Consider the following 14550-nt stretch of genomic DNA (forward strand, 5'->3'; position numbering starts at 1 on the left):
GTGCTCTGCGGGTCGTGCGGCCCGTTCCGCCGGGCTGGCACAGTTCTACGCGCCAACCGGGCAGGAAGTCAACACTTCGGACCCAAACGGACATCAGAACGGGCGGGACGCAGAACGCCCCCGGTCCGCGGTGGACCGGGGGCGCTCGGGCGCAGGGGTCAGGCGTCGATGCGGTCCCGGTCCAGGTTCTCCGCACCGGCGATGATGAAGTCCTTGCGGGGGGCGACGTCGTTGCCCATGAGCAGCTCGAAGACCCGCTCGGCCACCGCCCCGTCGGAGACCGTGACCCGGCGCAGCGTGCGGTGGGCCCGTTCCATCGTGGTCTCGGCGAGCTGGTCCTCGTCCATCTCCCCCAGCCCCTTGTACCGCTGCGGCTCCTTGTAGGTGCGGCCCCGCTTGGCCAGGTCGGTGATCACGCGGCGCAGCTCGGCGTCGGAGTAGGTGTAGATCACCTCCCGCTCGCGCCGGCCGGACCCGTGCACCTCCAGGCGGTGCAGCGGGGGGACGGCGGCGAAGACGCGGCCGGCGTCGATGAGCGGGCGCATGTACCGGAAGAACAGGGTCAGCAGCAGCGTGCGGATGTGCGCGCCGTCGACGTCGGCGTCCGTCATCAGCACGATCTTGCCGTAGCGCACCGAGGACAGGTCGAAGCTGCGCCCGGACCCGCCCCCGACGACCTGGATGATCGAGGCGCACTCGGCGTTCTTCAGCATGTCCGTGACGGACGCCTTCTGGACGTTGAGGATCTTCCCGCGCAGCGGCAGCAGCGCCTGGTACTCCGAGTCCCGCGCCCCCATCGCCGTGCCCAGGGCCGAGTCCCCCTCGACGAGGAACAGCTCGGTGTTCTCCACGTCCCCGGAGCGGCAGTCCTTGAGCTTGGGCGGCAGCGAGGAGCTCTCCAGGGCGTTCTTGCGGCGCTGGGTCTCCTTGTGCAACCGCGCGGAGATGCGCGACTTCATCTCGGTGACGACCTTGTCGAGCACCGCCGTGGCCTGCGCCTTGTGCTCGCGCCTGCCGCTGGTCAGGACGGCCGCCAGCTCGCCCTCGACGACCTTGCGGACGATCCCGCGCACCGCCGCGGTCCCCAGGACCTCCTTGGTCTGCCCCTCGAACTGCGGCTCGGCCAGGCGGACGGTGACCACGGCCGTCAGACCGGCCAGGACGTCGTCCTTCTCCAGCTTCTCGTCCTTGCCCACCTTCAGCCGCCGCGCCTGGGCGTCGACCTGGGCCTTGACCGCCGCGTACAGGCCCTGCTCGAACCCCGACAGGTGCGAGCCGCCCTTGGGGGTGGCGATGATGTTGACGAAGGTGCGCACCGTGGGGTCGTACCCGGTGCCCCAGCGCAGTGCGACGTCCACGACGCAGTGGCGCTGGACGTCCTGCATGTCCATGTGGCCGGAGTCGTCCAGGACCGGGACCGTCTCGGTGAACGTCCCCTCGCCCTGCAGCCGCCACACGTCCGTCACGGGGGCGTCGGGGGTGAGGAACTCGGCGTACTCCCCGATGCCGCCGTCGTGCTGGAAGACCTCCTCGGTCACCTGCTCCGGGTCGCCGGTGCGCTCGTCGCGCACGACGATGCGCAGCCCCGGGACGAGGAAGGACGTCTGCCGCGCCCGCGCGGTGAGGTCGGCCAGGGAGAACTGCGCGTCCTTGAGGAAGACCTGCGCGTCGGCCCAGTACCGCACCCGCGTCCCGGTGACCCCGCGCTTGGCGCGCCCGACGACCTCCAGCCCCGTGGCCGGGGTGAAGGGGGCCTGCGGGCCCTCGCCGGCGTAGCGGCCCGGCGCCCCGCGCCGGAAGCTCGTCGCGTACGTCTTGCCGCCGCGGTCGACCTGGACGTCGAGGCGGGCGCTGAGGGCGTTGACGACGCTGGCCCCGACGCCGTGCAGACCGCCGGAGGCCGAGTAGGACCCGCCGCCGAACTTCCCGCCGGCGTGCAGGTGCGTGAAGACGACCTCGACCCCGGACAGACCGGTGCGCTTCTCCACGTCGACCGGGATGCCGCGGCCGTCGTCGTGGACCTCCACCGAGCCGTCGGCGTGCAGGACGACGTGGATGTTCTGGCAGTGCCCGCCCAGGGCCTCGTCGACGGCGTTGTCGATGATCTCCCACAGGCAGTGCATGAGGCCGCGCGAGTCGGTGGACCCGATGTACATCCCCGGGCGCTTGCGGACGGCCTCCAGGCCCTCCAGGACGAGCAGGTTCGCGGCGGTGTACTTGTCCTCCGAGCCGGAGGTGCCGGAGGGGGTCGGGCTGGGGGGAGTCACCCCGGCAGGGTACGGGGCGCGCCGGAGCCGGTCGCGGAGGCGCCCGGCGGGGGGCGGTGTGACCGACGCCACCTCCGCTAGGAGCGAACGGGTTGCTCCAACGGCGTGGGAACGCGCGCGCGCTGCCGAAGGTTGGGGAAGAGTGTCCGGCGGGAGCAGCAGCTGCCCGCCAGCGTGCACGACCCGGAAGGAGTCGCGGAGTGACCACCGCCATGACCACCCTCAGCCAGAGCCCCATGACCGCCTCGGACCGGTGCGACCGGTGCGGCGCACAGGCCTACGTGCGGGTCCAGCTCAACGCCGGTGGTGAGCTCCTCTTCTGCGCTCACCACGGCCGCGAGCACCGCCAGGCCCTGCGCGCCGCCGGCGCCGACATCCACGACGAGTCGCAGAAGCTCGCGGCCACGTCGTCGACGGCCGCCCCCGACGAGCGCTGATCCTGACCCCGCACCACCGGCGAGCCCGGCGTCACCATGGGTGACGCCGGGCTCGTCGTCGTCGCGCTGGCGATGGCCGTCGGTCTCGTCGGCATCGTCGTCCCGGTCCTGCCGGGCACCGTCCTCGTCGGGCTGGCCGCGCTGGCCTGGGCCCTGGGCCAGGGCGGTGCGGCCTGGGTCTGGTTCGCCGGGATCGTGGTGCTCCTGGCCGCCGGCCAGGTCGCCATGTACCTGCTGCCCGGGCGGCGGATGACCCGGGCCGGCATCGGCAAGCGCACCCTCCTGCTCGGTGCCGTCCTCGGGGTCGTCGGCTTCTTCGTCGTGCCCGTCCTCGGCCTGCCGCTGGGTTTCGTCCTCGGGGTCTTCCTCGGCGAGCTCCTCGCCGCGCACGGCGTCCCCGACCGCGCGCGCCGCGCCTGGCGCTCGACGGTCGTGGCGGTGAAGAACGTCGGGCTCAGCGTGGCCCTGGAAGGCGCCGCCGCCCTGCTGGCGACGACGGTGTGGGTCGTCGGGGCCCTGACCCTGCGCTGAGTCCCACCCGCCGGGCCTCCGGCGGGTGCTGCTGCGGCGTCGTCCCGCGTCCAGGACGTGGGTCCGGGTCGCCCCGGGTCAGTCCAGGTAGTCGCGCAGGACCTGCGAGCGCGAGGGGTGGCGCAGCTTCGACATCGTCTTGGACTCGATCTGGCGGATGCGCTCGCGCGTCACGCCGTAGACCTTGCCGATCTCGTCCAGCGTCTTGGGCTGGCCGTCGGTCAGCCCGAAGCGCATGGACACCACGCCCGCCTCGCGCTCGGAGAGGGTGTCGAGCACCGAGTGCAGCTGCTCCTGCAGGAGCGTGAAGCTCACGGCGTCGGCCGGGACGACCGCCTCGGAGTCCTCGATGAGGTCACCGAACTCGGAGTCGCCGTCCTCGCCCAGCGGGGTGTGCAGCGAGATCGGCTCACGGCCGTACTTCTGGACCTCGACGACCTTCTCCGGGGTCATGTCGAGCTCCTTGGCGAGCTCCTCCGGAGTGGGTTCGCGGCCCAGGTCCTGCAGCATCTGCCGCTGGACGCGGGCGAGCTTGTTGATGACCTCGACCATGTGCACCGGAATGCGGATGGTGCGGGCCTGGTCGGCCATCGCGCGGGTGATGGCCTGGCGGATCCACCACGTCGCGTACGTGGAGAACTTGTAGCCCTTGGTGTAGTCGAACTTCTCGACAGCACGGATGAGCCCCAGGTTGCCCTCCTGGATGAGGTCCAGGAAGAGCATCCCGCGGCCCGTGTACCGCTTGGCCAGCGAGACCACCAGGCGCAGGTTGGCCTCGAGGAGGTGGTTCTTGGCGCGCCGGCCGTCCTCGCTGATCCACCACAGCTCGCGCTTGAAGATCGGGTCGATGTCGTCGCCGGAGTGCAGCTTCTCCTCGGCGAACAGACCGGCCTCGATGCGCTTGGCGAGCTCGACCTCCTGCTCGGCGTTGAGGAGGGCGACCTTGCCGATCTGCTTGAGGTAGTCCTTGACCGGGTCGGCGGTGGCGCCGGCGGTCGAGACCTGCTGGGCCGGGGCGTCGTCCTCGTCGTCGTCGCGCAGGACGAAGGCGCCGCCGGCCTTCTTCCCCGAGCCGTCCTCGGGCGTCTCCGGCGTCTCGGCCGCCACATCCTCATCCGCCACGACCTCCTCGGTCGCGACGTCCTCGAGCACCTCCTCCACGGCGGGCTCGTCGCCCTCCTCGGCCGGCGCGGCCTTGGTGGCCGTCTTGGCCGCGGCCTTCGTCGCCGTCTTGGCGGCCGTCTTCCTGGCCGCGGTCTTGGCCGGCGCCTTGGTGGCCGTCTTCGCCGCGGACCCCGCGGGGGCGGCCGCCGCGTCCTCGCCCTCGGCGGGGGCGGCGGCGCGCTTGGCGGCCGGGCGGGCGGTCTTGGTGGCCGTGGCCGTGGACGTCGCCCGGCGGGCCGAGGCCGCCGCGACGGCGCGCTTGGGGGCCTCGGCGGGGACCTTCACGGTGATCCCGTTGTCGTCGAGGGCGCGCAGGACCGCCTTCATGCGCTGCACGGGCAGCTGGGCGTCCTCGCACGCCACCCGGACCGACTGCGCGTCGACGTAGCCGTGGGTGGTTCCGTGCTGCAGAAGCTCCTGGAACGGAGCGGAAGCGAACTCTGGCGGGAGCGGCCGGGAGGTCGGTACCGACGACACGGACTGCCTTTCGTCGTGGGCGGAACGGGACTGCGCGGGCAGCAGTCGACAACGTCAACACCGGCGGGCGGGTGCTTATGCCCACGTGGGAGACAAACGCCGATTCTTGCACGGATCGGCGCACGGGGTGGCGCGACACCACCGGCGGTCACCGGACCGGACGCGCCGGCGGGCTCAGTCCTCGGGCTTGACGGCCAGGACGGGACAGGGGGCGTCGAGCAGGATCCGCTGGGCACTGGCCCCCAGGATCAGCTTGCCCACGGGCGTGCGGCGGCGCAGGCCGATGACGATGAGGGAGGCGCCGGAGTCCTCGGCGGCGGTGATGAGGTCGTCGGCGGGGTCGTCGGAGTCGGGCACCTCGCGCAGCTCGACCGACAGACCGGCCTCGGCCAGCTCGGCGCGCACCTTGTCGTGGACGGCCGCGAGCTGCTCGGCCTCCTCGGCGTCGATCTCCCGGCCCGGGCGGCGGCTGTGCACCACCACCAGCGGCGCGGACAGCCGGACGGCCGCCCCACCGGCCCGCTCCAGCGCGGCCCTCCCCTCGGGGTTGGCCACGTACCCGACGACGATCCCCATGCCGCACTCTCCAACGTCGTAGACGATCCGTGACCGTACTACGCACCGCCCGGCCCGCCCCCTGCACCCCACCCGCCGGGCCCGAGGCCGTGCCGCACGGCCTGCTCCACCAGCAGCGCCAGCCGGTGCCCGGGGTCGGCCCGCAGGGACCGCCGGGCGCAGGCCCCCGCCCGCACCGACCGGCCGGCGGCCCACTCCAGCCAGGCGACCACGGCCCACGCCGCCGCCCCGCCCGGCCCGGCGTGCCGCGCCACCTGCAGCGCCACGTCGGCGGCGACCGCGGCGCGGTGGGCGTCGAGGGGTTCGGTGGGGTCGGTGGACCCGCCGGAGCCGGCCGCCAGGACGGCGTCGCGCACCGGGAGGCGCTCCAGGGCCCGCAGCAGGTGACCGCACCACGCGGCGGGCAGGACGGGCACCGGCCCCACGCACCCCTGGTCCACCGCCCGCCCGAAGTCCTCGACCAGGGCGCGCGAGCGGGCCGGGGTCACCGGCGCGCGCGAAGCCGCCGCGGCCGCGGCGCACCGGGCCGGGTCCACCGGTGCGAGGTCGGACAGGCTCGCGGCCCGGTCGGGTGCGGCGAAGAACCCGCGCCAGACGGCCTCGGCCTGCAGCCGCAACGGGTCACCGCCCCGCTCCGGCCCCCGTCCCGACCCCCGGGGCGGCCACGGGGCACCACCGGCCGGGCAGCAGGGCCCGGAACAGGTCAGCGTCCGCCAGCGCCCGGCACCGACGAGCACGTGCTCGGCCGGCTCGACCCCACCCACCCCGCCCACCCCGCCCAGGGCTCCCAGGCCGGTGCGCACCGCCTCCAGCACGGCCGCCGCCCGCGGGCCCGGCCGGAGCTGCCCGCCGGTCGAACGGGCCTCGGGGTCGTACAGCACCACGAGGAGTTCCGAGCCCGCTCGGGCCTGCCGGCGCACGAGCCGCAGGCACTGCCCGGCCGTGGCCTCGGCGGCTGCGGCCGTCGCCGTCCCGTCCGCGCCGGGGGCGGGAGGCAGGTCGGCCCGGACCACCAGCCCCAGCCGGCGGTTGCGCGTCCCGGGGGCGGGAGCGAGCAGTTCGAGCAGGACGAGGGAGTCGGCCGGGTGGAAGCCGAGGCGGTAGGGCAGGAGGGCCAGCAGGTCGGCCACCCCGGTGGCCACGAGCGGGCCGGCACCACCGGTGGAGGGGCCGGTGGAGGGGCCGGTGGGGGTGCTGCGGTCGGGGCGGGCTGCGGTCACCACGCCACCCTGGGGCGGGCGCGGCACCGCTCGCCGGGGCCGTCCACAGGACGGTCCCCTCCTCAGCCCGGCAGGCGCCTGTGGGGACGGGGGTGACCCGCTGCGGGGGCCTGCTGACCGGTGACGGTCACCGGCCCGGGACGGGGGGTGCGCCAGCCACCGCGCTGGACGTAGTCGGTCGTGGCGGCGCGCACCGAGGCGGCCACGAAGGCGGCCACGAGCCCGTCGTCGAGGAACCCCAGGACGGGCACCCACAGCTCCGGCACGGCGTCGACCGGCGAGAGGAGGTAGACGGTGCCCAGGGCCGCAGCGGCCAGGCGCCGACGGCCTGTACCGGTCCACCGCCCCGTCACCGCGTCCCGGACCATCCACGGCAGCAACCGCAGGCGCAGGGCCGTGCGGGGGTCCACGGCCGGGGCCGCCCGCAGGGGTCCTGGCCCCACGGCGTGACCGCGGCTCACGAGGAGCCCTCCCCCGGGGTCACGGCGGCCCCGGCCAGCGGCGGCAGCGCGTGCTCGGCGTTCTTGGTGATCCGGCGGAACATCACGGTGTCCACCCCCGCGCCCACGGCCCCCCCGACGACGGGCAGGGCGCGCTGGGGCACCCGGAGCAGGCCCTGCGTCCCGAACCTGGCGAGGAGGCGGAAGCCGACGCCCTTGTTGACGAGCATGAGCACCGGCCGCGGGACGCGCGAGGTGATGAGCCCGGTCAGCCGGCCTCCCGCCGGGAGCCCGGCGGTCTTGAGCACGTCGGTGGCGTCGGCGCCCACGAGGGTCAGCAGGACGGCGGAGCGCACCTCGGGCCGGGTGGTGTCGTACCCCCGCAGCTCGGCGATGGCGGCCACGGCGCGCACGGCCAGGACGTGGAAGGCGAACACGTTGGCGGGCATGGCGACCGGCAGCGTCAGCAGACCGCCCAGCCCCGTCACGAACCCGTTGCCGGCTACGAGCCGGGAGTGCTGGCGCACGACGGCGTGCACGGCCGACTCGGTGCTCGGGTGGTCGGCGCGGGCGGAGCGCGCCACCTGCGCGGCGCTGTCGAACGGGCCCAGGCCGTCGATGCCGACCTTGAGCAGCCGCGTCACGAGGTCGGTGGAACGACGCTCGAGCGCGGAGGGCTCCTCGACGTCGGACGGGCTGGTCTTCTCGCGGCGGCTCACACCCTCGACGCTAGCCGGTGGGACGCCGCGCGCCAGCCGGAGAACCGGTCAGCGGGCCGGGTCCTGCTCGCTGAGGTAGGCCACGACCTCGGCGACCCCGGAGTCGACGTACCGGCGGCGCGCCCAGGGGCGCGGCGGGCGCTGTGCGCTGGCCACCGGCGGCCGGTCCGCCTGCGGGAAGCGCGCCGGGTCCAGGTGGCGCCGCGCCCTGCGGTCGCGCAGGAACGGCACCACGAACAGCGCGAGCAGGCACATCTCCAGGAAGGTGGACATGCTTCCTCCTCGGCACCGGGACGGCGGAACTTCAGTGCCCGCACCCGGGCCTGGTTGGATCCGGGGGTGCCCGAGCGATCCCGTCCCCCCCGCCGCCCCCGCGGCACCCGCCCGGCGGCCGCGGCCCGGCCCGTCCAGGGCGAGGAGGCCATCGCCACCGGGACGGTCCGGCTGGAGCAGGACCCCGACGACCCCGACGGCTGGACGGTCCTGGTCAACGGGGTCCCGAGCTCCTACGTCGACACCGCCGACGCCACCCGCCTGGTGTTCGAGTACCACCAGTGGACCGCGGCGGTGCTCGACGCGGTGCACCCCCCCGGCCCGCTGCGCGCCACGCACCTCGGCGGGGCGGGCTGCGCCTTCCCGCGCTGGCTCGCGGCGACCCGGCCGGGCTCGCGCCAGCTCGTGCTGGAGGTCGACGCCGGACTCGTGGAGGTCTACCGGCGCAGCTTCGGGGCCAGCGGGCCCGCGGGCTTCAAGCTGCGGGTGGCCGACGGGCGCCGCGGGCTGGCCCCGCTGCCGGACGCCAGCCAGGACGTCGTCGTGCGCGACGCCTTCGCCGGGGACGCGGTGCCCGGGCACCTGCGGACGGTGGAGTTCCTCTCCGAGGTCGACCGGGTGCTGGCCCCCGGCGGGGTGTGGATCGCCAACCTCGCCGACCGCCCGCCCCTGCCGAACTCCCGCGCCGAGCTGGTCACGGCGTTCGAGGTGTTCGAGCACGTGGCCGTCCTGGCCGAGCCGGGGGTGTTCCGGGGCCGGCGGTACGGCAACGTCCTGCTCGTGGCCTCCCGGCGGGAGCTGCCCGAGCGGGCCCTGGTGCGGGCGCTGGCCGGCGGGGTGGCCCCGGCCCGGCTCGTCCTGGGCCGCGACGCGCGGCACTTCTGCGCCGGGTCCCGCGTCCTGCACGACGAGGTGGCGCCCCCGGCCCCCGACGCGTGAGCAGCGACGCCTGAGCGCCGCGGCCGGCGAGGGCGGCTGACCCCGGGCACCACGACGGCGCCGACCCCCCGGGGTCGGCGCCGTCGTGGTGCGGGGCGCAGGATAAGCCCTGCGACACGGACCCGTCGCCGGTCCACTCCACGTGGAAGGACCCCTCGCGGTCCACGCGCTTGTAGGTGTGCGCCCCGAACAGGTCGCGCAGCCCCTGGATCAGCGCGGCCGAGGACCGTTCCCGGCGCAGGCCGTCGTAGTAGGCCAGGGCCGAGGCGAAACCGGGCGCGGGGATGCCGGCGGTCACCGAGTGCACGACCACGCGGCGCCAGGCCTCCTGGCCCTTCGCGACGGCGTCGGCGAAGTAGGGGTCCAGCAGCAGCGAGGGCAGCTCGGGGTTCTTGGCGTAGGCGTCCTTGATGCGGTCCAGGAACGTGGCCCGGATGATGCACCCGCCGCGCCAGATCGTCGCCATGGCGCCGGGGTCCACGCCCCAGCCGTACTCCTGCGAACCGGCGCGGATCATGTCGAAGCCCTGCGCGTAGGCGACGACCTTCGAGGCGTAGAGGGCGGCGCGGACGTCCTCGACGAACTGCTCGGCGTCGGCCTCGGCGACGAACCCGCCGGAGCCCTCGGCCCCACCGGCTGCGTCACCGGTCGGGCCGGGCAGCACCGGCTGGGCGGCCTTGCGCTGCTCGGCGTGCCCGGACAGCGCGCGGGCGAAGACGGCCTCGGCGATGCCGGAGACGGGGGTGCCCAGGTCCAGGGCGGTCTGCACCGTCCAGCGGCCGGTGCCCTTCTGCTCGGCCTCGTCCAGGATGACGTCGACGAGCGGGACGCCCTCCTGGGTGGGGTCGTCCTTGGCCAGGACGCGGGCGGTGATCTCGATGAGGAAGCTCTCCAGGTCCCCGGAGTTCCACGTCGTGAAGACCTCGGCGAGCTGCTTCGGCGTGCGGCCCAGGCCGTGGCGCAGCAGGTCGTAGGCCTCGGCGATGAGCTGCATGTCGGCGTACTCGATGCCGTTGTGCACCATCTTGACGAAGTGCCCGGCCCCGTCGGGCCCGACGTGGGTGGCGCACGGCGTGCCCTCGACGGAGACGGCGATGTCCTCCAGGACCGGACCGAGCGTGGCGTAGGCGTGCTTCGAGCCGCCGGGCATGATCGAGGGGCCCAGCAGGGCGCCCTCCTCGCCGCCGGAGACGCCGACGCCGGCGAAGTGGATGCCCTTCTCCCGCAGCGCGGCCTCGCGGCGGCGGGTGTCCAGGAAGTGCGCGTTGCCGCCGTCGACGAGGATGTCGCCCTCGGACAGCAGCGGGGCCAGCTCGTCGATGACGGCGTCGGTGGGGGCGCCGGCCTTGACCATGATGATGATGGTGCGCGGGGAGGACAGGGAGTCCACGAACTCCTGGGTCGTGTACCCGGGGACGAACGTCCCCTCCTCGCCGAACTCCTCGACCAGCGCCCTCGTCTTGGCGTCGGTGCGGTTGTGCACCGCGGTCACGTACCCGTGCCGGGCGATGTTGCGGGCCAGGTTGCGGCCCATCACCGCCATCCCGGTCACACCGATCTGAGCCGTGCCGGCGCGTCCTTGCCCGGCCTGTCCCTGCGTCTGCTCGCTCACCCGCCGCATCATGCCGTGCCGGTCCCGGCGCGGGAACCACGGGCCCGCAGCACGTCGCGGACCCGGGGCACCACGACCCCGTCGGCGGCCATGAGCGCCCGCGTCTGACGGCGGCTGACGAGGATCCCGGCGACCCCGAGCGCCCACAGCGGGAACTGCAGGGCGAACGCGACCTTGAAGGCCCCCAGGGAGTACGTCGCCGGGGTGCCCGCGCCCTGGGCGTCCAGCAGCACCCCGACGAGCAGGATGAGCACGACCGAGGCCGTGAAGCCCATGACGTTGGTCATGCCCGTGGCCCCGCCGAGGCGGTGGGCGGGGTTGGACGTGCGGGCGTAGTCGAAGCCGACCATCGAGCCCGGGACGCCGGTCGCGGCGACCACGACGAGCAGCGCGAGCAGGACCAGCGGAGCCCGGCCGGGCCACAGCAGTACCACCGCCCACACCACCGCCTGGGAGCCCACGACGGTGAGCACGAGCCAGGACCGGCGCAGCGGGTGCCGGGCGACGAAGGTGCCGAAGACCGGACCGGCCCCGGCCGCGGTGACGGTGTAGAGGGTGAGCAGCGCGCTGGCCCCCGCCGGGCTCACGCCCTGCCCGGAGACGAGGAAGGGGAAACCCCACAGCGTGGCGAAGGCGTTGCCGGAGAACGGGGTCGCCCAGTGCGACCACAGGCCCAGCCGGGTGCCGGGGTGGCGCAGCGCGGCCCGCAGGTCCCCGCCCACCTGCCGCAGGGACCGGGTGACGCGCGGGTTCTCCCGCCCCGGCGGCACGTCGCGCAGGACCAGAACCGACAGCACCGTGGCCAGCAGCGTGAACGAGGCGAGGCCGGTGTAGGCGGGGGTCCAGCCCGGCCCGTGCAGCAGCGCCACGAGCGGGACGAAGCTGAACACCTGGCCCAGCTGCCCGAACAGGCCGACGAGCTGGGTCATGACGGGCACCCGGGACGGGGGGAACCAGTTCGTGACGACCCGCAGGACGCTGACGAAGGTCGCCGCGTCCCCGGCCCCGACCAGGACGCGGGCCAGGACGGCCTGCCACGTCTGGGTGCTCAGGGCCAGGACGAGCTGACCGGCGCCCATCGTGGCCGCGCCCAGGACGACGAGCCGGCGCGGCCCCCACCGGTCGATGAGGACCCCGACGGGCACCTGCAGGGCGGCGTAGACGAGGAACTGCAGCACCGCGAAGCTCGACAGCGTCCCGGCGGTGATGTCGTAGCGCTGCTGGGCGTCCAGGCCCGCGGCGGCCAGCGAGGTGCGGTTGGCGACCGTGACGACGTAGGCCAGGGCGCCGACGGCGAAGACGAGCCAGGCCCCGCGCACCCCGGTGGGGCGCGCGCTCACGGGCGCACCGCCCGCAACCGGTCCCCGGCCTGGCGCACGTGGGCGCGCACCAGGTCGGTCCAGGCCTGCTCGTCCTCGCCCGCGAGCGCGGCCCGCTGGGCCTCGTGGTCGGCCAGGGCCCGCGCCGTGCGGTCGGGGGCACCCCCGAGGTTGAGCACCCCCATCCGCATCTGCCGGTCCCGCAGGGAGTCGTAGACACCGGCCAGGACCTCGTTACCGGCGGCGCGCACGACCTCGGCGTGGAAGGCGCGGTCGGCGCTCATGAAGTCCCACGTCGTCCCGCCGGCGGCGGCCCGGCGCATGGCGAGCAGGTGCGGGGTCAGCCGGTGGACGAGCTCATCGCGCACCGCCCAGGCGCCGCGGGCGGCGTGCACCTCGACGAGCTCGCGGGCCTCCAGCACGTCCTCGACCTCCTGGGGGGAGACCGGGACGACGAGCGCTCCCCGCTTGGGGATGAGGCGCACCAGTCCCTCGGCCTGCAGCCGCAGCAGTCCCTCGCGCACGGGGGTGCGGGAGACGCCGAGCTCGTCGGCGACCTCGCCCTCGGTCAGCAGGTGCCCGCCGGGCAGGGTGCGGTCGAGCACGGCCTGCTTGACGTGGGCGTAGACGCGGTCGGCGGCCGGGGGTGCCCCCGGGGTCCGCGGGTGGGCTGGGGTGCGCGCGGTGTCCATCGTGCATCCATGCTAGCTGCATGTCAGGACATGGACCGGGGGTGCGTCAGCCGAGGGCGGCCACCGCGGTGCGCAGGTCGGCGACGAGCCCGTCGTAGGCGCCCTGGCGGTCGTCCTCGGGCACGCGCAGCACCGCCGAGGGGTGGATGGTGCCGAGGAAGGTCTTCTCCCCGCGCGAGGTCTGCAGCCGCAGCACCTGGCCGCGGTCCTTGGTCACCCGGAAGTCCTTCGGCAGCAGCGCCTTCGCCGCCGTCGCCCCGAGGCAGACGACGACGTCGGGGTCGACGGCGGCCAGCTCGGCGGCCAGCCAGGGCCGGCAGGCGCTGACGTGACCGACGTCGGGGCTGGCGTGGATGCGGCGCTGGCCCGGGGCCTTCTGGGTGAACCGGAAGTGCTTCACCGCGTTCGTGACGTACACGTCGGCCCGGTCGACGCCCGCCTCCTCCACGGCGCGCTGCAGCAGCCGCCCGGCCGGGCCGACGAAGGGGATGCCGCGCCGGTCCTCCTGGTCCCCGGGCTGCTCGCCCACCAGCGCGAGCCGCGCGGTCGGGGAACCGGCCGAGAAGACGACCTGCGTCGCCGGCTCCCACAGCTCGCAGCCGCGGCAGTCCACCGCCGCCTCGCGCAGCCGCCCGACGTCGGCGCCGGCCGGGACCCACTCCTGCGCGCCGGCGCGTTCGACCTTCGTCGCCATCCTCGTGCCCACCTCACCTCCGGGCCCGCCGGCGGCGGGCGCTCGCGACCAACCTCCACCCCTCGGCGGCACCCCGCGACCCCGCGACCCCGTGCGGTCAGCGGCGCCCGCCGTCGGGCAGGTCGTTGCCGACCGCCAGGGTCGCGCTCGCGCGGCGCACCGCCCGACCGGTGCCGCTGGGGTGGGCGGCCAGCACGTCGTCGAGGAAGCCGTACTGCACGAGGAGCTGGGCCGTGGCCGACGTGCGGGGCCCGCGGCGCAGGTGCGACCACCAGTCGGCGATGTCGCCCCACCCCGGCGCCGAGAGCGAACCGCCGAACTGCTGCACGGACAACCCGGCGCACAGGTTGGCGAAGGACAGCCGGTCGGTCAGCGTCCACCCGGCCAGCGTCCCGGTGAGGAACCCCGCCCCGAAGACGTCCCCGGCCCCCGTCGCGTCGAGGGCGTCCAGCCGCAGCCCCGGGACCCCGGCCCGCTCCCCCGTCGCGGCGTCGACGGCCAGGGCGCCCTCGGCCCCGCACGTCACGACGGCGACCGGGACGCGCTCGGCCAGCGCCGCGACGGCCGAGGCGGCGTCGTCGGTGCGGGTGTAGCGCATCGCCTCGACGTGGTTGGGCAGGAACGCGTGGCAGTGCTCCAGCCCGGCCAGGACGTCGGGGTTCCACTGCGTCGCCGCGTCCCAGCCGACGTCGGCGAACACCAGCGACCCCTGCTCGCGGGCGCGCAGCACCCACGGTTGCGGGACGGCGGCCAGGTGGACCAGGGCGCTGCGGGCGGCCGGGACCTCGGCCGGTTCGTCCCGGGGGGCGGGGTGCTCGTGGGTGACCATCGCGCGGTCCCCGCCGTAGGCCAGGGAGACGGTGACCGGTGAGTGCCAGTTCCGCACCCGGTAGGAGGTGGACAGGTCCACGCCCTCCTGCTCCCCCAGCGTCCGCCAGCAGAACTCCCCGTAGGCGTCGGTGCTGAACGCCGCCGACAGCGACGTCGACAACCCCAGCCGCGCCGCGGCCACCGCCATGTTCGCGATGCCCCCCGGGCACGACCCCATCCCCGAGGTCCAGACCTCCGTCCCCGGGCGGGGTTCGGAGTCCAGTCCCGTCATGACGATGTCGAGGAACACCGTCCCCCGGACGTGGACGTCGGGGACGGGGGTGTCGGGGACGGGGTCCGGCTGCACCCCGGCATGCTGT

At 75.1% G+C, this 14550-nt stretch carries 14 protein-coding genes and 1 pseudogene; 3 read left to right on the forward strand and 12 right to left on the reverse strand.

Annotation, left to right across the window (positions count from 1 at the left end; translation table 11 throughout):
* Window positions 1-158: 158 nt before the first annotated feature.
* Window positions 159-2267 (reverse strand): DNA gyrase/topoisomerase IV subunit B, encoded by a 2109-nt coding sequence (locus AB2L27_RS03215; RefSeq protein ID WP_370440030.1) that lies wholly within the window; start codon window positions 2265-2267, stop codon window positions 159-161.
* Between the two features lie 212 nt (window positions 2268-2479).
* Between AB2L27_RS03215 and AB2L27_RS03220 the strand changes: the two genes are divergently transcribed.
* On the forward strand, window positions 2480-2704 hold the full coding sequence (locus tag AB2L27_RS03220; protein ID WP_370440187.1) for a DUF7455 domain-containing protein: 225 nt from the start codon (window positions 2480-2482) through the stop codon (window positions 2702-2704).
* 36 nt (window positions 2705-2740) lie between these two features.
* Complete coding sequence (locus AB2L27_RS03225; RefSeq protein ID WP_370440031.1) at window positions 2741-3235, forward strand: DUF456 domain-containing protein; 495 nt, start codon at window positions 2741-2743, stop codon at window positions 3233-3235.
* Window positions 3236-3313: 78 nt separating this feature from the next.
* On the opposite strand, the gene AB2L27_RS03230 is transcribed toward AB2L27_RS03225, so the two are convergent.
* From AB2L27_RS03230 to AB2L27_RS03255, 6 genes are all read right to left on the reverse strand, one after another.
* Window positions 3314-4876, reverse strand: a complete 1563-nt coding sequence (locus tag AB2L27_RS03230) for an RNA polymerase sigma factor (RefSeq protein ID WP_370440032.1) — start codon at window positions 4874-4876, stop codon at window positions 3314-3316.
* Window positions 4877-5050: 174 nt separating this feature from the next.
* On the reverse strand, window positions 5051-5452 hold the full coding sequence (locus AB2L27_RS03235; RefSeq protein WP_370440033.1) for a universal stress protein: 402 nt from the start codon (window positions 5450-5452) through the stop codon (window positions 5051-5053).
* A 38-nt stretch (window positions 5453-5490) separates the two neighbouring features.
* Window positions 5491-6672 carry a DUF4192 family protein gene (locus AB2L27_RS03240; RefSeq protein WP_370440034.1) on the reverse strand — a complete coding sequence of 394 codons (1182 nt, stop codon included), beginning with the start codon at window positions 6670-6672 and terminating at the stop codon, window positions 5491-5493.
* Between the two features lie 62 nt (window positions 6673-6734).
* A complete protein-coding gene (locus AB2L27_RS03245; protein WP_370440035.1) occupies window positions 6735-7133 on the reverse strand; it encodes a YkvA family protein in 399 nt (132 codons plus the stop codon).
* Window positions 7130-7831 (reverse strand): EcsC family protein, encoded by a 702-nt coding sequence (locus tag AB2L27_RS03250; protein WP_370440036.1) that lies wholly within the window; start codon window positions 7829-7831, stop codon window positions 7130-7132. Before AB2L27_RS03250 ends, AB2L27_RS03245 begins: the two co-directional genes overlap by 4 nt.
* A 48-nt stretch (window positions 7832-7879) precedes the next feature.
* Window positions 7880-8104: a hypothetical protein gene (locus AB2L27_RS03255; RefSeq protein ID WP_370440037.1), complete on the reverse strand. Its 225-nt coding sequence runs from the start codon at window positions 8102-8104 to the stop codon at window positions 7880-7882.
* A 66-nt stretch (window positions 8105-8170) separates the two neighbouring features.
* Between AB2L27_RS03255 and AB2L27_RS03260 the strand changes: the two genes are divergently transcribed.
* Window positions 8171-9043, forward strand: a complete 873-nt coding sequence (locus tag AB2L27_RS03260) for a spermidine synthase (RefSeq protein WP_370440038.1) — start codon at window positions 8171-8173, stop codon at window positions 9041-9043.
* 118 nt (window positions 9044-9161) lie between these two features.
* Here the strand turns inward: AB2L27_RS03260 and gndA are convergent.
* The 5 genes and pseudogenes from gndA to AB2L27_RS03285 all read right to left on the reverse strand — a co-directional run.
* Window positions 9162-10664, reverse strand: a pseudogene (gene gndA, locus AB2L27_RS03265) (NADP-dependent phosphogluconate dehydrogenase); the annotation flags it as partial.
* A complete protein-coding gene (locus AB2L27_RS03270) occupies window positions 10664-11995 on the reverse strand; it encodes an MFS transporter (protein WP_370440039.1) in 1332 nt (443 codons plus the stop codon). The gene AB2L27_RS03270 and the pseudogene gndA, both read right to left, overlap by 1 nt.
* Entirely contained in the window at window positions 11992-12666 is a 675-nt protein-coding gene (locus tag AB2L27_RS03275; RefSeq protein WP_370440040.1) for a GntR family transcriptional regulator, read from the reverse strand. The genes AB2L27_RS03270 and AB2L27_RS03275 overlap by 4 nt, the downstream gene beginning before the upstream one ends.
* A gap of 46 nt (window positions 12667-12712) precedes the next feature.
* A complete protein-coding gene (locus tag AB2L27_RS03280; protein WP_370440041.1) occupies window positions 12713-13360 on the reverse strand; it encodes a UdgX family uracil-DNA binding protein in 648 nt (215 codons plus the stop codon).
* A 97-nt stretch (window positions 13361-13457) separates the two neighbouring features.
* Entirely contained in the window at window positions 13458-14462 is a 1005-nt protein-coding gene (locus tag AB2L27_RS03285; protein ID WP_370440188.1) for a PfkB family carbohydrate kinase, read from the reverse strand.
* Window positions 14463-14550 lie beyond the last annotated feature (88 nt).

This window comes from Kineococcus halophytocola (assembly GCF_041276425.1).
In the GTDB taxonomy this organism is placed as follows: domain Bacteria; phylum Actinomycetota; class Actinomycetes; order Actinomycetales; family Kineococcaceae; genus Kineococcus; species Kineococcus halophytocola.

Coding starts and splice junctions, on each gene's coding strand:
- AB2L27_RS03255 (WP_370440037.1), bottom strand. CDS start 8,104: ATGTCCACCTTCCTGGAGATGTGCCTGCTCGCGCTGTTCGTGGTGCCG.
- AB2L27_RS03235 (WP_370440033.1), bottom strand. CDS start 5,452: ATGGGGATCGTCGTCGGGTACGTGGCCAACCCCGAGGGGAGGGCCGCG.
- AB2L27_RS03275 (WP_370440040.1), bottom strand. CDS start 12,666: ATGGACACCGCGCGCACCCCAGCCCACCCGCGGACCCCGGGGGCACCC.
- AB2L27_RS03220 (WP_370440187.1), top strand. CDS start 2,480: ATGACCACCCTCAGCCAGAGCCCCATGACCGCCTCGGACCGGTGCGAC.
- AB2L27_RS03285 (WP_370440188.1), bottom strand. CDS start 14,462: ATGACGGGACTGGACTCCGAACCCCGCCCGGGGACGGAGGTCTGGACC.
- AB2L27_RS03280 (WP_370440041.1), bottom strand. CDS start 13,360: ATGGCGACGAAGGTCGAACGCGCCGGCGCGCAGGAGTGGGTCCCGGCC.
- AB2L27_RS03225 (WP_370440031.1), top strand. CDS start 2,741: ATGGGTGACGCCGGGCTCGTCGTCGTCGCGCTGGCGATGGCCGTCGGT.